Annotated in this window: 17 protein-coding genes and 1 tRNA gene; 6 read left to right on the top strand and 12 right to left on the bottom strand. The window is 30.9% G+C overall.

Annotated elements, in window-relative coordinates; translation table 11 throughout:
- Nucleotides 1–263: 263 nt before the first annotated feature.
- The 3 genes from VJY32_RS04980 to VJY32_RS04970 all read right to left on the bottom strand — a co-directional run bounded on the left by VJY32_RS04980 (nucleotide 264) and on the right by VJY32_RS04970 (nucleotide 2,898).
- Nucleotides 264–1,547: a glycosyltransferase gene (locus VJY32_RS04980; protein ID WP_353676795.1), complete on the bottom strand. Its 1,284-nt coding sequence runs from the start codon at nucleotides 1,545–1,547 to the stop codon at nucleotides 264–266.
- A gap of 81 nt (nucleotides 1,548–1,628) precedes the next feature.
- Nucleotides 1,629–1,823 carry a hypothetical protein gene (locus tag VJY32_RS04975; RefSeq protein WP_353676794.1) on the bottom strand — a complete coding sequence of 65 codons (195 nt, stop codon included), beginning with the start codon at nucleotides 1,821–1,823 and terminating at the stop codon, nucleotides 1,629–1,631.
- Between the two features lie 19 nt (nucleotides 1,824–1,842).
- Complete coding sequence (locus VJY32_RS04970; protein ID WP_353676793.1) at nucleotides 1,843–2,898, bottom strand: NAD-dependent epimerase/dehydratase family protein; 1,056 nt, start codon at nucleotides 2,896–2,898, stop codon at nucleotides 1,843–1,845.
- Between the two features lie 228 nt (nucleotides 2,899–3,126).
- Here VJY32_RS04970 and VJY32_RS04965 point away from each other — a divergent pair, with 228 nt between their 5' ends.
- Nucleotides 3,127–4,368, top strand: coding sequence for a serpin family protein (locus tag VJY32_RS04965; protein WP_353676792.1), 1,242 nt, complete (start codon nucleotides 3,127–3,129; stop codon nucleotides 4,366–4,368).
- A gap of 289 nt (nucleotides 4,369–4,657) precedes the next feature.
- On the opposite strand, the gene VJY32_RS04960 is transcribed toward VJY32_RS04965, so the two are convergent.
- Nucleotides 4,658–5,719 (bottom strand): glycosyltransferase family 2 protein, encoded by a 1,062-nt coding sequence (locus VJY32_RS04960; RefSeq protein WP_353676791.1) that lies wholly within the window; start codon nucleotides 5,717–5,719, stop codon nucleotides 4,658–4,660.
- A 581-nt stretch (nucleotides 5,720–6,300) separates the two neighbouring features.
- On the opposite strand from VJY32_RS04960, the gene VJY32_RS04955 reads away from it, so the two are divergent.
- Both VJY32_RS04955 and VJY32_RS04950 read left to right on the top strand, forming a co-directional pair.
- On the top strand, nucleotides 6,301–6,642 hold the full coding sequence (locus tag VJY32_RS04955) for a hypothetical protein (protein ID WP_353676790.1): 342 nt from the start codon (nucleotides 6,301–6,303) through the stop codon (nucleotides 6,640–6,642).
- The gene (locus VJY32_RS04950) at nucleotides 6,617–6,859 is read left to right on the top strand and encodes a hypothetical protein (RefSeq protein ID WP_353676789.1); all 243 of its coding nucleotides are present in this window, start codon (nucleotides 6,617–6,619) and stop codon (nucleotides 6,857–6,859) included. Before VJY32_RS04955 ends, VJY32_RS04950 begins: the two co-directional genes overlap by 26 nt.
- Here VJY32_RS04950 and VJY32_RS04945 read toward each other — a convergent pair.
- Nucleotides 6,822–7,727 (bottom strand): ABC transporter substrate-binding protein, encoded by a 906-nt coding sequence (locus VJY32_RS04945; RefSeq protein WP_353676788.1) that lies wholly within the window; start codon nucleotides 7,725–7,727, stop codon nucleotides 6,822–6,824. The two genes, VJY32_RS04950 and VJY32_RS04945, sit on opposite strands and share 38 nt — an antisense overlap.
- Before the next feature lie 90 nt (nucleotides 7,728–7,817).
- Here VJY32_RS04945 and VJY32_RS04940 point away from each other — a divergent pair.
- The 3 genes from VJY32_RS04940 (at nucleotide 7,818) to VJY32_RS04930 (ending at nucleotide 13,864) form a co-directional block, all read left to right on the top strand.
- Nucleotides 7,818–7,893 (top strand) — tRNA-Lys (locus VJY32_RS04940).
- Nucleotides 7,894–8,258: 365 nt separating this feature from the next.
- Nucleotides 8,259–11,255, top strand: a complete 2,997-nt coding sequence (locus VJY32_RS04935; protein WP_353676787.1) for a TonB-dependent receptor — start codon at nucleotides 8,259–8,261, stop codon at nucleotides 11,253–11,255.
- Between the two features lie 65 nt (nucleotides 11,256–11,320).
- Nucleotides 11,321–13,864, top strand: coding sequence for a T9SS type A sorting domain-containing protein (locus VJY32_RS04930; protein ID WP_353676786.1), 2,544 nt, complete (start codon nucleotides 11,321–11,323; stop codon nucleotides 13,862–13,864).
- Between the two features lie 73 nt (nucleotides 13,865–13,937).
- On the opposite strand, the gene VJY32_RS04925 is transcribed toward VJY32_RS04930, so the two are convergent.
- The 7 genes from VJY32_RS04925 to VJY32_RS04895 form a co-directional block, all read right to left on the bottom strand.
- Nucleotides 13,938–15,140 (bottom strand): glycoside hydrolase family 27 protein, encoded by a 1,203-nt coding sequence (locus tag VJY32_RS04925; RefSeq protein WP_353676785.1) that lies wholly within the window; start codon nucleotides 15,138–15,140, stop codon nucleotides 13,938–13,940.
- A 17-nt stretch (nucleotides 15,141–15,157) separates the two neighbouring features.
- On the bottom strand, nucleotides 15,158–16,516 hold the full coding sequence (locus VJY32_RS04920) for an AGE family epimerase/isomerase (RefSeq protein WP_353676784.1): 1,359 nt from the start codon (nucleotides 16,514–16,516) through the stop codon (nucleotides 15,158–15,160).
- Nucleotides 16,517–16,538: 22 nt separating this feature from the next.
- Nucleotides 16,539–17,390 carry an RraA family protein gene (locus tag VJY32_RS04915; protein WP_353676783.1) on the bottom strand — a complete coding sequence of 284 codons (852 nt, stop codon included), beginning with the start codon at nucleotides 17,388–17,390 and terminating at the stop codon, nucleotides 16,539–16,541.
- 385 nt (nucleotides 17,391–17,775) lie between these two features.
- The gene (locus tag VJY32_RS04910; RefSeq protein ID WP_353676782.1) at nucleotides 17,776–17,898 is read right to left on the bottom strand and encodes a hypothetical protein; all 123 of its coding nucleotides are present in this window, start codon (nucleotides 17,896–17,898) and stop codon (nucleotides 17,776–17,778) included.
- Between the two features lie 136 nt (nucleotides 17,899–18,034).
- Nucleotides 18,035–19,024, bottom strand: a complete 990-nt coding sequence (locus VJY32_RS04905) for an SDR family oxidoreductase (RefSeq protein WP_353676781.1) — start codon at nucleotides 19,022–19,024, stop codon at nucleotides 18,035–18,037.
- 35 nt (nucleotides 19,025–19,059) lie between these two features.
- Nucleotides 19,060–20,256 (bottom strand): hypothetical protein, encoded by a 1,197-nt coding sequence (locus VJY32_RS04900; RefSeq protein ID WP_353676780.1) that lies wholly within the window; start codon nucleotides 20,254–20,256, stop codon nucleotides 19,060–19,062.
- Nucleotides 20,257–20,379: 123 nt separating this feature from the next.
- Complete coding sequence (locus tag VJY32_RS04895; RefSeq protein ID WP_353676779.1) at nucleotides 20,380–21,225, bottom strand: energy transducer TonB; 846 nt, start codon at nucleotides 21,223–21,225, stop codon at nucleotides 20,380–20,382.
- Nucleotides 21,226–21,446: the final 221 nt, after the last annotated feature.

Genomic DNA, 21,446 nt, shown 5'->3' with positions numbered 1-21,446 from the left:
AATAATTTTACCACAAAGTTCACTAAGTTTTTCATAAAGTTGCACAAAGGATAAAGCTTTGTGTCTCTTTGTGCTGTACTATGTGTCCTTCGTGGTTAAACAATATCAAAAATTTATAATATTTTTTCTTTGCGGTTCTCTGTGTAAATTTTTCTAACACGGAGTTCCACAGAGGTTTTCACGTAGAACCACGGAGATATACTAAATTTTATTTCTCGCATAAACTTTAAAATATTTTTATATTTTTTAAAATAGTGCAGTTATTACTCGTTCAAAATTGCTTTGGCATAATTTTCCCAGCTTAATTTTTTTGCCTGCTCTTCAATTCTTCCACGAGGAATTGGATTATTTAAGAAGTCTTTCATTGTCTGATACATCGATTCAACATTATTTGGCTCGGCAAGATAACCATTGTAACCGTGTTTTATTGTTTCCGGGAAATGGCCAACTGCAGTTGCAATAGTTGGCAATTTGAAATTATAAGCCATTGATTCAACACCTGATGGAGTCGCAACTTCATAAAACAAAACATTGCAATCAGCAACTTGAAAATATTTATGCACTTCTTCATTTGGGACATAACGATTGATAACAACAACTTTATCACGAATTCCTAATTCATCTATTAAATCAAGAGGTCGATAGTCACTTTCATCTTCTGTTTCTTTTGTTAATAATTTTTTAATAAATCCAAAAATTGATTTTTTAATTTTGGTGGACAATTTTTTATTATCCAATGTTTGCCAGAAGGATTCTCCAACAATTAAAAGTGAAACATCATCTCTTTCTTTTGCTAATTTTGCAAAAGCTCGAATTACATTATGTAATCCTTTATATTTTCTTATAAATCCAAAGAACAAGAAAACATATTTTCTTAATCCCAACTCCTGTCTGACTTTTTCCCTATCTACATTCATATTCGGTGTAAACATATCATAAACTGGATGATAGAGTTTAATGACCTGTTTTTCACCCGAAGAAGAAATTTTTTTATAGTCTTCTCTAATTTGATTTTCGTACAAAATAAATTTTTGCTTTGGAAATACTTCCTTTAATTCCTCAAAGGTTTTGAATGAATGGACTATAAAAGTATGAGGTTTTGACAATGCATATTTTAAAAATATTGAATCAATTATACTTCTTTCTTTTTGTGACACAACATGTAAATCAAAAATAATTTCACATGAACAACATTTCTTCAGTCTTTTAGCAATATAACCCATTGGCAAACCTTGAATGGCAATAGCCCATTGAAAAACAACAATATCGGGATTAAAATCTTTAATTACACGAACAGTATTTCTCCATGAAAATGGATTATTATAATTAGTTACATAATGAACTTTTACTGGAGTGCCTTCAAGAAAGTTTTTTTGGCTTGAGTGGTCAATAAAATCTCTTGGAATAATTGATGGATATTGATTAGTCCATGATACTATATGAACCTCTGCTTCTAATTTGCTCAGTGCTCTTGCAAGTGACGATGTGTAATTTGCAATTCCACCTTTAAATTGCGGACCTGGACCAAAGATTACAATTTTTTTCATGATTTTTCTTCAATTAAAAATTATTTTTTTTGTCAATGATGTATTTTACATTGTATTTATAAAGTAAATAAAGGAATTCAGTTATGTCTTGTGAAAAATATAAATTTTTTTGCATACTCTAACTTCTCTTACATCTTTAGTATTAGGACCGTAAGCTTTAATTTTTAATTCGTAGGCAATTTTTTGGCGTTCTTCTGGAGTAAGCGAAATTTGTTGAATTATATCCCATTCCTCAGCTTCTTTAAAAGATTTTGCTTTGTTTACAATTCTTTCCATAGACATTAAAATAAATATATCATGAATTACTTTTTAGACTAGTCACAGCAGCATCATAAACGCGGCGCATTCCTTCTTCGAGAGAAATTTTTGGCTGCCAGCCTAATTTTTCTTTTACATAACTCATATCAGCATATCGAGAATGGACTCCCATTGGTTTATCAATAAGTGGTTTTATTTCTGGATTGTAATTAGCAAAACTTGAGAACAATTTAATTAATTCGATGAACGTAGTTAATTTGCCGGAGCCAATGTTAATTGCACTTCCATCATGAATTTTGTCCATTGCAAGAAACATACAATCCATAACATCATCAATATGAACAAAATCTCTGCCTTGTTGACCGGTTCCCCAAACTTCAAATGGATTTTCTTTGCGTGCTGCACGATATGCAATTGCTGGAACTGGATAACTTAAATCCTGATCCTCACCATAGCCGGAAAATGGACGAATACAAACTATAGAAATTCCATAATGTTGTGCTGCAATTTTTGCTAAATATTCTCCTGTTAATTTAGTCCATCCATAAGTCATATCCGGTTTACCGAGAGTATAATCGTCAATATTTATATAAGATTCTTTAAGAGCAATTGCATTGTCCTCTGTTTGTAAATTAATTGGATAAGCTGCAGAAGAACTTGGATACAGAACACGTTCAGGTTTTGATTTTGCAATCCAATTAAAAAATTCAGCATCAATTGATAAATCTAATGCCACAGCCATCGGGTCGCCTTCAATCTTTGCACGTCCCCCTACAATTGCAGCAAAATGAAATACATCACCAAATCTTTCGATGTTTAATCCGTATTCATCTTTTAACCAGTTTGAATTTTCATTCAGATGATTCAAAAATTTTCTGATATCCATTTTCCAAAAAAATAATCGTTCATCTTTCCCGAATATTTCAATATCCTTAAATTTTTTTGTGACAGAATCATTTAACCAGGTTGAAGGATGAGTGCCCACAGACAAATCATCAACCATTAGAATTATATCATTTGTTCTTTTAAGTAATTGTTTAACAGTATTTCTGCCTACAAATCCGCAGGCACCAGTAACAAGATGATATTTCATAAATTTTTCCTTATTCTTTAAAAGAAAAATAAGAATTTTTATTTAGAATATTTGAAAAGAAATTTTGACCTCAAAAAAGATTTTGCTTTAGAAATGTAGCTGTATCCCAGTAATTGATACTACATTTAGAATCCCTGTTATCTAAATAATAAATTCTATAAATTTCTTAAGAATCTTTGCTTTTTTATTCGAAATGCAAAATTAATTACAATGTCCGGGGAAAATATCATGAAACCCTACTTTAAATATAATTTTTCTAAAGTCATTTCATTCCTTTTATTATTATCATTTGTCAAATGTGAAATTACGTATTCTGATTTTCAATACATTCATATAAGACCTCTCTCAAAAACAGAAAAAGATATAGTCAATTCTTCTACACAATTTGGATTTAATCTCATAAAAGAAATTTCAAAAAATGAAATCAATAAAAATATAATTATTTCTCCTTTGAGTGTTTCAACAGCATTGGGCATGGTTTTGAATGGAGCAAGTGATGAAACTTATGACCAGATGAAAACAGCACTTGGCTTTTCCGATTTTAAATTCGATGACATTAATAAATCATACCAAAGTTTGGATTCATTGCTCAAGTATATTGATGAAAATGTAATTTTCAATTCTGCTAATTCAATTTGGCATCATAATGAATTTAGCGTAGAGCAAAACTTTATAGAGATAAATAAAAAATATTTTAATGCTGAAGTAAACAAAATAGATTTTTCAAATCCCGTTGCGAAGGATATAATTAATAATTGGGTAAAAGAAGCAACTAATTCTAAGATTCCCCAAATAATTGATAAAATAAATCCAGAAATTGTAATGTTTCTTATCAATACAATTTACTTTAAGGGGAACTGGCAATATCGGTTTGACAAAAATTCAACGAGAGAAGATATATTTTATATTGATGAAAATAATACTGTGACCTGCCAGATGATGAGTCAAAAAAATCAATTCAATTTTTATCACGATGAAAACATAGAAGCAGTTGAATTGCCATATGGAAACAGTTCTTTTAACATGATGATAATTTTGCCTTCATTAAATAAAAAAGTAGACGATGTTATTTCAATGATGAATACAGATAATTTTGATTTTATCAAAAATAAATTTGTTAAAAAAGAAATTACAATTATGCTACCGAAGTTCAAACTTGAATACACTAAAACATTAAATGATGCTTTGATGAACCTTGGAATGAAAGATGCTTTTATGCCGGAGAGGGCAAACTTCAGCAAGATTAGTAGATTAAAAAATTTGTTCATAAGTGAGGTAATACATAAAACATTTATAGAAGTTAACGAAGAAGGAACGGAAGCCGCAGCAGTGACTTCAATTGGTGTTGGAGTTACTTCAATTGGCAATTATTTTAAGGTCGATAGACCATTTTTATTCCTAATTTATGAAAAGAATACGAATACAATTTTGTTTATAGGAAAAGTGATAAATCCTGCTGAAGGGAGCTAATAAAAATCAAAAGAGCTTGCACTGATAGAAAATTAAAAATTACTTAGAACTAAATTGATAAGTAACATACGAAAAATTTTTTAATCACACTTAATTTTAAAGAGAGATTCTTCCCCGTCTATAGCGGGGCAGAATGACTATACTATTTTTCCTTGTCATAGTGAGATGTGGTGCAACGAAGCAATTTAAATACTAATGCAATAACAACAGAAAAAGCAATTTGAGAATCAAATTAACAAAAAATCTTATAACTAGATTTGTTTTAATATTTGTAAAAAATTTCTATTCATCATTTCTTTTCTTTAATTACATACTCCTTGTCATTTTGAAAATTGTGAACGAAAAGTTCACCGAGCAAACCGATTGCAAAGAATTGTATCCCGACTATTATTAATAAAATTCCCAGGAAAAATATTGGACGATTGTTAATTCCTCTGTTTAGAAAAATTTTTTCATAAGTTAACCATAGACTTATAAAACCACCAAGCAAAGCAGTAAGCAAACCAAAAAACCCAAACAAATGCATTGGTCTTTTAATATATCTTGTTGTAAATAATACTGTTATCAAATCAATAAATCCTTTAAAGAAACGAGATATTCCAAATTTAGTCTTTCCATAACGGCGAGGATGATGTTTAACAACAATTTCAGTAACTGAAAAACCTTTCCAGCCTGCAAGAACCGGGATATAGCGATGCAGTTCGCCATAAACATTTATGCTCTGAACTACTGCTCTTCGATAAGCTTTTAGACCACAGTTAAAGTCGTGTATTTTTACTTTTGAAAAGAAGCGAGTAACAAAATTGAAAAAGCGAGATGAATATTTTTTTATGAATGGGTCATATCTTTTCTTTTTCCATCCCGAAACGAGGTCGTAACCTTCTTCAAGTTTTCTTAAAAGATTTGGTATTTCTTCGGGGTCATCTTGAAGGTCTGCGTCCATAGTAATTATTACATCACCGGAAGAATATTTAAATCCCATCTGAAGTGCTGCAGATTTTCCATAATTTGTTCTAAAACTTAAGTAGTGAACATGATTATCATGTCGAGCTAATTCTTTTATTATGCTCAGGGATTTATCGATACTTCCATCATCAACAAAAATTATTTCATGTTCGCAGGAAATATTTTTTAATGACTTTTTTAATTCATTATAAAGTGGTTTTAATGATTCTTCTTCGTTATAAAGAGGAATTACTACTGAAATTTTCTTAAAGCTAAAGCTCTGTATTTCTTTATAATCATGTCTAATTGTAATTGGTTGAACTTTTTTTCTGAAATAAAACCTTCTTTGTTTTTTTCTTGGAGGAAATTGAGAATTATGAGATTCGTGTTTTTGATTATCACTCAAGATATTATCCATTGCTGTTAGTAAATAAAGTATTAATCACAATGATAAGTTAAATTTTGTTAATTCTAAAATCAACTTGCAAATGAAAAAGAAATAAGATGATGTTATTTATACTTCAGTGATGCAATGCTGTCATTTTGAACGAAGTAAAAATTTTTTTAGAAATCATTAATGGGTTAATAGATTCTTCTTTCGTTTCTTGGTGCACTCAGAAAGGCAATGGGAAAAGATAATACAGTCATTCTGAATGGAGCGAAGCGGAATGAAGAATCTCTCAAAAAATGAAGGAATGGTTTTTAGATTCTTCGTCGCCCACCTTTGGCGGTCTCCTCAGAATGACAGAAAAAAGCAGAATTGTAATTCTTACTCGCCGAAGGCGAGGAAGAATTATAAAACCAATTTAATAGTAATCACAATAAAATTTTTATTTATAGAATTGACTTTCAAACCGAGAAATTATTCTCTATCATTTACACTTATTCCAATGCTATAATTACCAGCAAATAAAAAATTGATACTTCAAAAAGTAAATCATATTTTTTGACTGGATAATTTATTATGCTCATAACAGAAAGGAAATTATGGGCGCTATTATTTTTTGGGGAATCATTAGAACGGCAATATTAATTCCAGTGCTGTGGCTTTTATATGGTGTGATTGAATATCGATACTGGTGGTGGCTTGTTATACTTTCAATTTATGGAGTGATAATTTATCCGGCTACTATTCAATACAGAATATTTCAAGAAGAAAATGAAGAACTTATTAGTAATACTTTGTGTTCTTCATGTAAATACTTTGATAAATCAGCAGTAATCTGTATGAAATATGATAAACATCCAACTTTAAAATATCTTCCATGTGATGGATTAGATTGGGAATTAAAGGATTATGAATATGAAGAAAAAACATTACACGATTGAAAAAGAAGATGCTCTCAAAAATAATATTATATTCTGTTCAGAGTGTGGCGAGGCTTTAACCTTTTTTGGAATTGAACCAGGTGAAATTGATTTGCAAAAAATCAAAGAACGCCACGAAAACTGCAAACGCACCGGAAAATTTAAAGGTGATAAATGCGCCATGCTTTTTATTGCAGAATCTAATGAAGAAATTTTTCCTGAGGATGAAGTAAAATAAACAATTCTTTTAATGCTTCAGTATATCTTGGTCCGGGTCTTACAAAAAGGTCAGCATTTACAGTAATTACATTGTTATTTTTGAATGCACTTAAATTTTTCCATTCAGGATAAATCTCCAAAATTCTTTTTGGTGTAAAGTAACCATTACTTGGGACAATGATATAATCAGGATTTTGTTTTAAGATTTCTTCACGACTAAAAACAGGATAATTAAGTTTTGAATCACTAGCAATATTGCTTAAAGCACATACTTCCAAATATTCATTAATAAAAGTGTTTTTACCAGCAAGCATAATAGGTTTCAGTTCTATAATAAACATTGCCTTTTTTCTTTTATATTTTTTAGAAGAGTTAATAATATGATTTGTAATTGAGTCCCAAGTTGAAATTCTATTTTTTGCAAAAGATTCAACACCGAATATTTTTGCTATATCTAAGTAAGTTTTTTTAATCCCATATATATTTCTTGGATTGGATACAAAAATTTTTAGTCTTAGCTCTTTGAACTTATCATAAGCTTCCTTAGTATTGCCTTCAACAGTAATGAAAATTAAATCTGGTTTTAGAGTTAAAATTTTTTCGAAGTCATAACTTAACATATCACCAACTTTATGAATTTTTCTTGCTTCTTCGGGATAATTGCAATATAAGGTATTCCCGATTAGATATTTTTCAAGTTTAAGGTCAAAAATCATTTCAGTAAGATTTGGGGCAAGTGTAATTATTTTACGAGGAGGTTTTTCTATGACTATAGTATTTCCAATATCATCTTTAATTGAATTTTCTATATAAAAATTCCTTTCATCTTTACCGCAGGAAAAAAGGACTATAACAAGCACAAAAAGAATTTTTATTGATTTCATCATAACTCACCCAAAATTTTCAATCATGTAATAAAAATTAGAAAGAAATTTACTGATTTTGATGATGGAAAAATTTTTGATTATTTTTGCAACGCTTCCTTAGCTCAGTTGGTAGAGCAGTAGACTCTTAATCTATTGGTCGGGGGTTCGAGTCCCCCAGGAAGCACCAAACTTAAATTTTAAGTCTTATATTGCAGAAAACATTCCAAATCATCACATCAAATAATTCAATTTTTTACTTTTATATCAATAGCCCATCTAAATAGCTTTTTATTATAAACATAATTTTTTATTAAAATAATAAATAAATCTTTATTCAAACCACACTATTTTAATTATTTTAATACAATACATAAATGGCATAGTTTATGAGAAAATTATTATTACTTTAATTAGGAGATACAAAAATTTTATTATTGGATTTACTATTAGGATACGTTAATTTTTACGTAGAATCTAAAAATTAAATCAGGGCAATAAGAAATATAAATCTACTAGGGAATTTGATAACATAAATTTTTCAAGGAGGTAAGAATGATAAATTTTTACAGAATTATTAAATACCTCAGTTTTATTTTCCTTTGTTTTTTCTTTATTAACGAATCTTTATATGCACAAGGTTCAGGAACAATTCGAGGTCGTGTTTTCGAAAAAGAAACAGGTGAACCTCTTATAGGGGCAAATGTATTAATTAAAAATACTAGTTTAGGGGCCGCAACTGATATAGAAGGGAAATATGTTATTCGAGGAATTCCAGCAGGAACACATGTGCTTAATGTATCTTATATTGGATATTCCACTGTATCTATGGAAATTACTGTAGTTCCAAACAAAACAATTGAGCAAGATTTTTATCTTGAAGCAAAAACTATAACTGGCGAAACAATTATAATCACGGCACAAGCAGAGGGCCAGCTTTCTGCAATAAATCAGCAATTATCCTCTAATACAATTTCTAATGTCGTATCTAAAGACCGCATTAAAGAATTACCTGATGTAAATGCAGCCGAATCAATTGGTAGATTGCCCGGTGTATCAATTGAAAGATATGGTGGTGAAGCCACCAAGGTTTCTATTCGTGGCTTAGAACCAAAATATAACACTATAACAGTAAATGGGGTTAGATTACCATCTACAAGCAGTTATGATAGAAGTGTTGATTTGTCTTTAATATCATCTAATATGCTCGATGGTATAGTTCTGAAAAAAGCAAATACCCCTGATATGGATGCAGATGCTTTGGGTGGTACTGTTGATTTAAGACTTAAAGAAGCACCAGAAGGTTTGAAAATTAGTCTAACTGCTCAGGGTGGTTATAATCAACTCCAGAATTATTATGGTAATTACAATTTCAATGGAACAGCAAGTAATAGATTTTTACAGAATAAATTAGGCGTAATTTTCAACTTTAATTTAGATAATTATGATAGAAGTGCGGATAAGTTTCAGGGTAATTATATACAAACTGGTTCGGGAGAAAATATAATTGTAAAACCACAAACTATTACTTTAAGAAATGAAAATGTAAGACGAGGAAGAACAGGTGCCAGTATTTTACTAGATTATAAATTGCCATTAGGCAAAATATCCGCTAATGCATTTTATAACAACTTACATTCAAAAGGGCTTTTTAGAATCAATGATATGAATATAGAACATAATAGTCATTATTATAATCTTGAATTAAGGGAAGGTAATACTTCTATTTTCACCGGGGCTTTAGGATTTCAACAGGACTTAGGTTTATTAAATTTTGATATAACATTATCAAGGTCATCATCACTTACTGATAATCCTGAAGATAAAGTATTTGGATTTGTTCAAGAAAATGGTGCTTTCAATACTACAAAAGTAGAACCAGGAATGGACCCCCATCTAATTCCTTCTTTACAATTAATTGATACACTAAAAACAGGTTTTAGAAATGCATTTACTTACAACACAAAATTAAAAGAAAATGAAACAGCATTACAGATGAATGTACAGCTGCCATTTAATATAGGAAAAGATTTTAAAGGATATATAAAAGCAGGAGGTAAGTTCAGATGGTTAGATAAAAATAATGACCAAGAACAATACGGAAGAGACAATATTCAATACGGTGGTGTTGGATTAAATAGTATTGTTCAGCCTGTTTTAAGATATTTAAGTCAAAAGTATCCAGATGATTGGGATTGGTTAAAGGATTCAGCATTAGCCCGTTCTAATGCAGTATTTCCAATTTCAAGATTTTTAACAAATGAAAAACCACCACATTTTCTTAATGGTGAATATGACCTGGGATTTATGGTTGATCAACGATTATTAAAACAATTTCTCGAAGCACTTCAGGAAACATCAAAACAAACCCCAAGTAACTGGTTATATTATTCAATGGGCTCAATTGGCTATGACTATGATGGAATTGAAAGATATCAGGCAGGATATATTATGACTGAGATTAGCTACAAAAATTTAATTACATTGATCCCGGGGGTAAGATATGAAGCAGATTATTCAAAATATCATGGACAACGTTTTAAAGAAGTCGAACAGGCAGGTACACAATTACCACCAGCAGATTTCGAAAGATTAGAAAATGTGCGTGATAATAAGTTTTGGTTACCCATGGTTCATGTTATTGTAAATCCATTCAGCTGGCTTAAAATTAGATTAGCAAGAACTGAAACATTAACAAGACCAGATTATATGCAGTATGCTCCTATTACTACAATAGACAGATTCAATGGTTATGTAAGAGCTAACAATGCAGCATTGAAGCCTGCAAAATCAACAAACTATGATGCCTCAATTCAGATTTATCAAAATTATGTAGGATTTCTTACATTTTCTGGCTTTTATAAGAAAATTAATGACTTGATTTTCCAATCTGGTTATCAGCTGCAACCCGGGGTTGAAATACCTGCAGGATTAAATATTCCAACGTCCTGGCTAAGAGATAAAGATGGAAGAGTAGTAGCAACACCATATATGGATACTTACTTAAATAATCCATATCCTGCTTATTATAAAGGATTCGAAGTAGAGTGGCAGACACACTTCTGGTACTTACCTTCATTTCTTAGAGGTTTGATTTTTAATGTAAACTATTCAAGAATTTTCTCAGAAGTTGATAAACAACGTTTTGTAGTAAATAGAGTTGTTGAAGGTAAACCACCAAGAGTAACGATTAAATATGTAGTTCAGGATACAATTAGAACAGGAAGAATGCCTTATCAACCTTCTCATATTTTTAATTTTACACTCGGTTATGATGTTAAAGACTTTTCTGCAAGATTATCATTCTTATATCAAACAGACAAACTAACATACTTGGCTAATTATCCAGGGTTAGATCAATCCACTGGTACTTATTATAGATGGGATTTAACTCTTCAACAAAAACTACCATGGAATATTCAGGTATTCGTCAATCTGAATAATCTTAATAAAAGGGCAGATAGAAGTTATAGAGGAAATGTCGAAACAAATGCTGCCTATACTGAATACTATGGATTTACTATGGATGTAGGTATTAGGTATAATTTTTAACAAATAAGGAGTGTTTCTTTCACTTAATTAAATTATTTCATCAAAATATATGGAGGATGGTTCTTATGAAACATTTTTTCAAAATACTATTTCTTTTGCTAATTGTAGGATTGATAATTTTACCGACTAAAAAAGTCAGCGCACAACAGGGCGATACTCTTGTTGTAGAGTATCTTGATAATCAGGGTAATTTTGTTGTTGATGCTTTAACAAACGCAATTAATAATGATGTAAATAGACCTGAAGGAAGAGTATACAAATTACGAGCTGGAGGAATTTACTGGGTTACAGAAGAAATTAAAAATGATGGTTGGCATTTAAGAATAGTTGGCGAGCCACCAGATCCCAAAAATCCAGATAAATTTCCAGCAGTAATTCAAAGAGTATCCAGACCTGATGGTTCTGTTACAGCGCGTTTAATTACAGGCGGTGGTAGCATTACATTTAAGAACATTTATTTTATTGGTTGTGACGATGCGGGGGTTCAAACAGCATACCAGCCAATTCAGGTAGATGCCAGCGATTCTCGTTTTGTTTTTGACCATTGCATTTTTGAAAGAACCAATTTTGCTCTTGTTGCATGGACAGGTAAAAATAATGATATTATAATTACTAACTGCGTTTATAGAAATTTACTGGAATCACCTCCAACACAAATTTGGACAGGCCGTGGTATTTCAATATGGAATGATGCTGATACAGTAATTATCGAAAACAATACATTCTTTAACATTGGTTTTACTTCTTTGCAGATTGAAAGTGGTACAGCAAAATATTTGAGATTCAATCACAATACAATAGTATTTAATGGCAGAAGTATTAATACAACACCATGGCTCTATGAAGCATACTTTGCAAATAATTTACTTATAAATCCATTCTGGCATGGAGAAGCTCACAATCAAACTGAATTGGATAGCCCAAATAGAGACCCACGTGCAACAACATCTGGCATATTTGCTTTTGGAGCATTACCGACTAAATACGGACCTGAACAAAGCCGTAGAATTTTATTTGCCAATACTGCTGCTTGGTTAGATCCGCAGTTTATTACATTCTTTAATGCAAATAACATTAGAAAGCAACCATTTGTTGGACCTGTACTCAAAGAAGATTTCTTAAGCAAGTATGAAAACATGGTAGTAAAAGATACATTCTGGTTAGATCAAAGACCGAATTTCCCTGTATATCCATCTGAAATTATTCCTAATATGATTGAAAATGTTACTGGCATAAGAGCAGGGGCTTCATCAATACCTACATATTTTTATAATCTGCCCCAAAATCCTGATGGAACAATTTGTAATACTTGCCCAAGCTGGCCATTACCAGAAAACTTTTCTTATACTGAACCAGCTTTCCTGTTGACTGCTGGAACCGATGGATTGCCATTAGGTGATTTGAACTGGTTCCCTGATAAAAAAGCTGTTTTCGAAAAGAATAAGGAACAATATGTCGAACAATTAAGAAAACTTGCTGGACCAATTTATCAGTATGATATTATTTCTTCCTATGAAGCTGAAAAAACCACACTTGGCGGTGCTGCACAAGTTAAATCAGTATCTGGATTTGTTTATTTTGTAATGGATGCAGGTGGGTATATTGAATGGACATTTGATTTACCTGAAGAGGGAGAATATGATTTGGGTATTTATCAGCATATGCGTGGTAATGGTATGAGAGGTCAACATACATATGTAAATGGTGTAGAAATTCATGATGCTGCTCATGGCTGGGGGGAATTGATTTTTGACCCTGCTTCAGGTCCTGCAGCTGGTATTGATATTAACAGCTGGCAATGGGTTGTAGTAAAACAATCAGATATTATTGAAGCTGGAGCACTAACATTCAAGAAGGGTACAAATACTGTAAGAATCGAAAAATCCTGGGGTTGGCAAAATTTTGCTGGTATTAGAATATTAAAAGATGGACAGATAATTAAGGAATTAACAGGTGCCGATGTAACAGATTATGACCTCGTTCAACCTCAAGTAGAAGGTGCTATATGGGTTCCAAGCTGGTTTAAGGCAGTTGCTCTTAATACAGGTGGTTCAGTTTCATTTGATGTAAATGCACCTGCAAGTGGTACTTATGCATTGAATATTCTTTATCAAAATTATAGTGGTCCACAAGCACTTAGTGTTAAAATAGATGGTACCGAGAAACTAACAGCTACACTTGAAAGCAAATCTGATTCAACAGGGCTGTCATATCTCACTGATAAATTTTCTCTTAATGAAGGTAAACATACAGTTACTTTAACAGGCTCTAATGTTAATCTTGATGTTATTCAATTTATAAAAGTTACTGTTGTAAGTTCATTGAAAGACCTCAATCAAATTCCAAATGGTTATGCACTTGAACAGAACTATCCTAATCCATTCAACCCAACAACAACAATTAATTTCTCAATTGCTAAACCTTCAAATGTTAAATTGACAGTCTACAATATTCTTGGTCAAAAAGTAGTTACACTTGTTGATAAATTTATGGGGGCTGGAGTTTATTCTGTTGAATTTAATGCAAGAGGTTTAGCATCCGGTGTTTATTTCTATGGAATTGAAGCAGGTGATTTTAAGACTTATAAGAAAATGATTTTGCTCAAGTAATTAGTTGCTAATTTAATAAAAAGGCTGACTCAAATAGGGTCAGCCTTTTTGTTTTTAAAATTACAATTAGAAATTATTTTTTAATTGGTTTTAATCTAAGCATAATAACATCGTGTGAAGGTATAACTGAATGAAAATTTTTTTCGGTTGTTCCTATATCTTTCTTTAACCACAAATCTCGTATTTGATAAATATTATTTCTGAAGTTAGCTTCTTTATTAAATAGTGAATCAATAACAATATAATTATTCCATTGAAAATTAAGTTCTATCGGTTTTGTTGAACGATTTAAGAAGCACACAGCCCAGTTATCATGCATCAGTGGCTTGAACCAAATTTCAAGTCCATCATTTTCAAAATATTTAAAACCTTGAATTCCAAGTGAATCTTGATTAACTGCAATTACTTCTTTATTTGTCAAAATTTCTTTTGTTTCATTTGTCATGTTTGATAAATCATTACCAGCAATTAATGGAGCTGCAAGCATACACCACATAGAAAAATGGGCTCTATCTTCATTGACAGACATACCATTTCCAACTTCAAGCATATCAGGGTCATTCCAGTGGTCTGGACCTGCGTAAGCACGTAATCCTTTTTGCATATCAAGTATTTGCATAACTCCCCATGATTTCCATGTTCCATGGTCTACAACGCAATCAAAGCAAGCAGTTATATCGCCAGTAGTTCTCCATAAATGACCAATATTTTTTGCCCATAACCATGGTCTGTTATTTCCCCATTCACAGATGCTAAAAACAATTGGTCTTTTAGCTGCATATAGTGCGTTTCGCATGGTCAAATAAGCACCTTCAGCATTTAATCCTTCTGTATAGCACCAATCATATTTCAGATAGTCAACTCCCCATTCAGCATATTTTTTTGCATCTTGAAATTCATAGCCACGACTGCCTGGTCTGCCTCCACAAGTATACCAACCTGCATCAGAATAAATTCCAAATTTTAAGCCTTTTGAATGAATATAATCAGCCAAAGCTTTCATACCAGATGGAAATCTTTCCGGGTCAGGTTGAATAAATCCAAGACTATCACGTTGTCCCTGCCAGCAATCATCAATTATGATATATTGATAACCAGCATCTTTCATTCCACTTTCAACCATTGCATCAGCCATTTTCTTAATTATCTCTTCATTGATATTGCAGCCAAATTTATTCCAGCTGTTCCATCCCATTGGAGGGGTTAAAGCTAATTTCTCAAATTTTTGAGCAAAAATTGAAGTTGCAATTAGAATTATGGTAAAAAATTTTTTCATTGTTTACTCCTTTAATATTATTTTGCTTTGAGCAACTTTATGCAATTAATTAAAGCTCGGGTTGTATGATAATTTCCTTTCCAGATGGTTCCTTTAGGCATTTTTTTGTTCTCAGGCATTATATCAGTACCTCCAATAAACCAGCCGCCATGTTCATTATCGATAAGATAATTCTTGATGTAATGCCACTGCATTTCAAAATAATAATAATAATTTATTTCATTATCATGAAATAATTTTGACATTAATAATGCAGAATTTAGTGCTTCTGCCTGTGCCCACCATTCTTTTGTATTTTTTATTATTGTAATTTTATTTTGATTTTTGAAATAATAACCTGCATCAAAAATTCCTCCAGTTGAATAATCCCAGCCATTAATTAAAGTGTGATTGACCATTGACTTAGCTTTATTAATTGTAACAGAATCTTTTATATCTAAAACCTCTGCAGCTTCTAAAAGCAGATATGCAGTTTCGATATCATGACCGAATGATATATGTTCTAAAAAGAATTTTTTGTTTTTATCTGAACTTGAATATTTGTATTCAATTGGAGTCCAGTCTCTTTCAAAATACAATTTCAAGTAACCTTTATTTGATGCAACTTTATCTCTGATTAAATAAAAAAGTGATAATAATCTTTCTCTTAGTTTATCATTTTTCCATACTTTGTATAATTCAGTATAAGCTTCGAGAACGTGAATCATTGAGTTGTAATCTTTTGGTGGTGTATTGTCATATCCATAGATAAACGGAATGCCTTCTTCAGATATAAATTGAAAATAACCATCATACAAAGAATCGTGACTATGTTTATCTATCCATTTGAAAGTTTCTATTGCTAATTTTAATGCAGCAGAATCACGGCTTGCATTGAAATAAGCAGCTAATCCATAAATTGCAAATGAATTTCCATAAACTCTTTTAATTATTTTTCCTTTTTCTTTAATTGGTTTTCCTTCTCTTGTTACAAGGTCAAAAAAGCCTCCATATTTTTTATCCCACATTAGATTTCTGAGAAAATGAAAACCATGTCTTGCAATTTTTATGTAGTTGGTGTCACTATAAAATTCTGCTAATTGTGAACAAGTCCAAATGTGTCGTGCCTGTGTTACAATAAATTTATTTTGTTTTCCATTTAATTCCCATTTATAATTTATATCGCTAAAAAATCCTCCATAAATTGTATCAATTGATAAAGGATACCATTTTTCAATATCGGATTTCAATAAATCTCTAAGTTCTTTAAGAATTATTTTATGTTTATCATTTACTTTTGTTATCGAAAAATTTTTTGGTGTTACTAAAAATATAGTTTGAGCATAGCAAAGATTTAATACAATTACTTTGAATAAATATACTCTTATAAAGTTCATATGAAAATTTTTGTTTGTGAATTTACTTTACAGTTTTATCTAATTTCATTTTCATGCTTTCATAAAGTTTTCTTCTTCCTTCTTTATCTTTGTTTAAGATATCTCTGGCATAATTTGCCACCTGTTCGGCAACATATCTTGGGACAACACAAACACCATCTTTATCTGCAACAATAACGTCCCCTGGGCAAACAAGAACTCCTCCAATTACGATTGGGCGGTTGACAGATTCAAGTTCATTTCGACCGGGCCTTATTCCTCGTCCTGGTTTTCTGAAATAAAGAGGGACTTTTTCGATTGCAATTTCATCAAGGTCTCTTGCAGAAGCATCTGTGACCACACCAACAGCACCTCTTCGATGCCATTCAAGTATATTGTATGATCCTATTGAACCGATATCTTTTTCTTCAACATCATCAATTACTACTACAGTGCCTGGCTTAATTAATTTAGTGAATGCTTCGCTTGAATAAGCATTATAAAAATTACTTTCCCATTCAGAAAATTCTTCTCCGGGTTGAGGTCTATCTGATTTTTGAGTAGGGACATATCTTGCTGTTATTGCAATACCTCTGAATTGATGAGTTAAATCGACAGGGTCAATCCATGCGGGATGAATTGAGGGGTCAACAAGTCCTTTCCCTGGTAGACCAACTATGTCCATTCCATCAGAAACATCAGCAACTCTTAATCCTTCAAAGAGCTTTAATATTCTTGCATCTTCTTCTTCGGAATATACTTTTGTTTCAATGAAATTAATTCCTTTTCTTTCTGTTGCAAACTGATGAGTTTTTTGGTCATTCTCTGTTTTTGTTTCTTGAGGAATTATTTGTGATGAGATTATTAAGTATAAAATAAATACTTTTAGTTTCATAAAATACTCCTATTATTTTTGGGTTTGCAGGAAAACTTAATTAAATATTAATTAAAAAGTATGCCATGAAAATATGGTTGGTTAAAGTGAGTTTGACTAATGAATATTAATATTTTTTATGAAAATACTTTACAGAAGTTTTTTTTCATTTAATTGTTTTTATCAAAAGAATAAATATTTATCACAATAATAAAATTGTAAGTTGAAGCGACGGCTTCGACAAAAAAGGAGAAATTTCACAAAGCTTGGGCTTAGTGTCAAAATATTTATAAATTAAATAAGATTCTTCGCTTCGTTCAGGATGACTTTGTTATTTTTCTTGTATGTCATTCTGAGGAACTCACCTTTGGATGGATGACGAAGAATCTTATTCCAATTTTTTGTTTTAAAGAGATTCTTCACTTCGTTCAGAATGACATTGTAGTTTTTTCCCCATTGTTATTATAAGTCCGCTAAAAGGTGGATGAAGAATCTTATTCCATTTTTTTGTTTTTAAGAGATTCTTCATTCCGCTTCGCTCCATTCAGAATGACTGAATTATTTTTTCACTGTCATTCTGAGTCCGCCGAGAAAGGCGGACGAAGAATCTTAAAACACATCAAAAATTTTTAAAGAGATTCTTTGTTTTGTTCAGAATGATTATTTTAAATGTTTTTTTCATACAAACGAATAATTCTATCCATCATCTCATCGGTTTCTTTTCGGATAATTTTTCTTTCAGGTTTTGCTTCAAACCAATCAATTGTTCTTTTGATTCCTTCTTTAAAAGATATTGTTGCTGTAAAACCAGGCACATATTTTTTGATTTTAGAATTATCAAAAATTACACTGTAAGATTTATCACCAAGCAAACTTCCCATTAAAGAAATTTCATGTTTAACAATAAAATCTGAAGGTATGTGAATAATATTTGGTTCAACACTTATAGTTTCTGCTATCGTTTCATAAATTTGATTCCAAGTCAATACTTCATCTGTTGTTATGTGAAAAGCATTTCCAATTGCATATTGATTTCCAAGAATACCAACAAAACCTTTTGCAAAATCTTCAGTGTGAGTAACAACCCAAAGTGAAGTTCCATCACCATGAACAATTATATTTTTTCCCTTTTTCATTCTATCGATAATTGTGTATTCGTTCCATCCACCAATTGCAACAGGAATAACAGTATCATAAGTTAATGATGGGCGAACAATTGTGATTGGGAAATCCTCTTCGCGATAAGCTTTGTTTAATATTTCTTCACAAGCAATTTTATTTCTTGAATAATCCCAAAAAGGATTTTTCAAAGGTGTTGATTCAGTTATGATTGGATTTAACGGTGGTTTTTGATAAGCTGATGCCGAGCTGATAAAAATATATTGCTTTGTTTTATTTTTAAAAAGTTCAATATCCCTTTCAATATCTTTTTCATTGAATGCTATCCAGTTAACCACTACATCCCATTGATGGTCTTTCAAAATTTCTTTTATTTCAGATAGATTATTTATATCACCATTAATTGCCTTAGCTTTTTCAATGGTATTTTCACGTAAGCCGCGATTAAGCAAATAAAGGTCAATACCTTTTTCGATGCATAATTTACTTACAGAAGTGCTGATGTTCCCTGTGCCGCCAATAAATAGAACTTTCATTTAATCCTCATTTAATTTTTGTAAATATAATTAATCTATTCTTTTATATTAAAGTGAAGTTTTGGTCCAAATGCAAGATTCTCTGATGAATAAAATGAAGCAACAACAGCTCCAAGCGGTTTTATTGCAATTCCTTTTGTTTTTCCATCCAGGATTCTTTGTAAAACCGGCTGTGATACTGTGATATAATTTTTCCCACCAGAAATTTTATTTACTTCAACATCAATTATCATTTGACTGTTCAAGACTTTATTCAAAGGTTTTCCTTTACAAAAACTTTCTAAAGTTACATTGTTTTGATTCCAATTACTATCCCCATCAAGAATTTCAGTAACTCGTATCATGCCAAAATCTTTTTTATAGTCTGTAGAATTTTGAAGAGAAAAGGTGGTTAATTCAAGAAGTGCAGAACCTTTAGCGGTTTTGTTTTTGAATTTATCAAAATCCCATTTCAATAATATATACTGATTTCCACTTACGGTTAACAAATTAATTTTCTTACCATTTTCGTCATAAGTGAACCAGTTATTAAAATTCATATCTGAATAATACAAATCAATAATACAATCTTCTTTGACAGGCAGATGATAATAAAATGTTGATGTGTCAGGAATAGGAGGATGATAAGGTATAGGTTCACCTAAGTCTGGTCCAACTGAATCGATATTTACTATGTCAACTTTATAATAATCAATATCAACTCGATATTTTTCAAATCCCCAATCCATTAAAGCCAATTGAGCATAAACTGTATCGTCGGGACGTGCATCAAAATTGTGTGTTGTCATACTAATTGTATGCCAATTTGTTGTATCTGGAATATCATACTCCATCAAGTGAGAATGGAAATCAGTAGTTCTTTGAGTATTGAGATGAAGATTAATTCTTTTTGGGGCGTCACTTACTCTAACTCTTGCTTCTATTCTGAATTCATATTTTGGATTTTTAATTAATGAAAGATTCATTTTTTCAGAAACTCTTCTTCTAATCAAAGCCCACCAAATTCCTCTTTTATCATTGGTTGCATCGACAAAAATAGAAGCATAACCTTTTTTAGAACTTATAAATTTCATAGTTGCATTTCCGTCTCCAGTTCTATAAGTCCAGCCGTTTAATCCAGCAGAATCTACTTTGAGTTCCGTTTCAAAGTTATCTATGAACTGAGCAAAATTATCTTCAAAAATTAAAATGAAAGAAAACAGCAGAATGATTAGCAATGACTTGATTTTCATATATACCTGCCTTCTGTATATTAAAGGGAATTAATGACTTATTATGCGTCATAAATTGAAAAACAATTTCTGAAGTAATATCATATTGAGTAATAAGATATTCAGTTTTAAATAAAAAATAATTTATTTTTTTGAAATAAATTTTGAATAAAAATTAAAGCCCAAATTCAGTTCATTTAAATTAATCTCAGGATAATTCTTTGAAATAAATGTTCTAATTTTATTCAAAATTTTTTCCTTTTCGTTTTCCATTTTGACATTTAACGAAGGTGTATTTTTGATATACTGAATATCAGTTTTAAGAGAATTAATCATCATCGTTTTGACTTTTGGTAAACTGTCATAATCACTAAATCGAATCATAAAATCATGATAAAGTAAGAATGAAAGTGGCCATCCATCCCAATCTTTTTCCCATTCTTTAGTTATTTGAGGAGAAATAATTTGCTTTAAAATTTTATTGAAGTTCAACGCATCACTAAAATTTTGAACAAATTCATTATGCTTATTTAAAATTTCTCTTTCAATTTCAATTCTGTATTCTGAATCAAGTCGCTGAACTTTTTCATATAATCTTGATAACTCGAGTAAATAGTTGTCTACCTTCCAGTTTTGGTCGGTGATATTAAATTTAATTACCCATTCAATTTTTGAATTGACAGGTTTGCCGTTTCTTTTAGCAGGTTTGAATAAAAGATTTTTACAATAATTAATAGCAGTGCTATCAAGAATGTCGTGTCCAGATGATTTTACTATATAAACATCATCAACTATTCCATCTTTATTGATTGAAAGGATTAATTTAGTGTTGCCCCAGATGGCATTTTCCTGAGCGGTTTTTGGGTAATATAATCTCGGTTGTTTTACCAAAGTTGGTGGTTCGAAACCAGTTGCCGTACTTTTTTCTACTTTGCTGCTGCAAGCTGAAAATAAAAATAATATCAAAATGAGAATAAAAATCTTATTCATAACCTCACCTCACTCAATTATTAAAACAAATTTTATTTACCAGACACAAAGAACAATTTGCTTATTAGAAATATTAAAAATTTCTATAAAGCGCAAGACATATTGAAATAACTTCAATTTACTTTTTGTGATTTTATTAAAAAATTAAATCTCTATAACAGCTTCCATCATTATGAAAAATGCCTGACCTTCTGCTGCTGTTCCCGGGTGATCAAATTCTG

The sequence above is a fragment of the Rosettibacter primus genome (assembly GCF_036860675.1).
GTDB classification, from domain to species: domain Bacteria; phylum Bacteroidota; class Ignavibacteria; order Ignavibacteriales; family Melioribacteraceae; genus Rosettibacter; species Rosettibacter primus.
Note: the sequence above shows the minus strand (reverse complement) of the source record. Positions and strands in the feature narration are given on the sequence as shown.

Coding starts and splice junctions, on each gene's coding strand:
- VJY32_RS04980 (WP_353676795.1), bottom strand. CDS start 1,547: ATGAAAAAAATTGTAATCTTTGGTCCAGGTCCGCAATTTAAAGGTGGA.
- VJY32_RS04975 (WP_353676794.1), bottom strand. CDS start 1,823: ATGGAAAGAATTGTAAACAAAGCAAAATCTTTTAAAGAAGCTGAGGAA.
- VJY32_RS04970 (WP_353676793.1), bottom strand. CDS start 2,898: ATGAAATATCATCTTGTTACTGGTGCCTGCGGATTTGTAGGCAGAAAT.
- VJY32_RS04965 (WP_353676792.1), top strand. CDS start 3,127: ATGAAACCCTACTTTAAATATAATTTTTCTAAAGTCATTTCATTCCTT.
- VJY32_RS04955 (WP_353676790.1), top strand. CDS start 6,301: ATGGGCGCTATTATTTTTTGGGGAATCATTAGAACGGCAATATTAATT.
- VJY32_RS04950 (WP_353676789.1), top strand. CDS start 6,617: ATGAAGAAAAAACATTACACGATTGAAAAAGAAGATGCTCTCAAAAAT.
- VJY32_RS04945 (WP_353676788.1), bottom strand. CDS start 7,727: ATGATGAAATCAATAAAAATTCTTTTTGTGCTTGTTATAGTCCTTTTT.
- VJY32_RS04935 (WP_353676787.1), top strand. CDS start 8,259: ATGATAAATTTTTACAGAATTATTAAATACCTCAGTTTTATTTTCCTT.
- VJY32_RS04930 (WP_353676786.1), top strand. CDS start 11,321: ATGAAACATTTTTTCAAAATACTATTTCTTTTGCTAATTGTAGGATTG.
- VJY32_RS04925 (WP_353676785.1), bottom strand. CDS start 15,140: ATGAAAAAATTTTTTACCATAATTCTAATTGCAACTTCAATTTTTGCT.
- VJY32_RS04920 (WP_353676784.1), bottom strand. CDS start 16,516: ATGAACTTTATAAGAGTATATTTATTCAAAGTAATTGTATTAAATCTT.
- VJY32_RS04915 (WP_353676783.1), bottom strand. CDS start 17,390: ATGAAACTAAAAGTATTTATTTTATACTTAATAATCTCATCACAAATA.
- VJY32_RS04910 (WP_353676782.1), bottom strand. CDS start 17,898: ATGAAGAATCTCTTAAAAACAAAAAAATGGAATAAGATTCTTCATCCA.
- VJY32_RS04905 (WP_353676781.1), bottom strand. CDS start 19,024: ATGAAAGTTCTATTTATTGGCGGCACAGGGAACATCAGCACTTCTGTA.
- VJY32_RS04900 (WP_353676780.1), bottom strand. CDS start 20,256: ATGAAAATCAAGTCATTGCTAATCATTCTGCTGTTTTCTTTCATTTTA.
- VJY32_RS04895 (WP_353676779.1), bottom strand. CDS start 21,225: ATGAATAAGATTTTTATTCTCATTTTGATATTATTTTTATTTTCAGCT.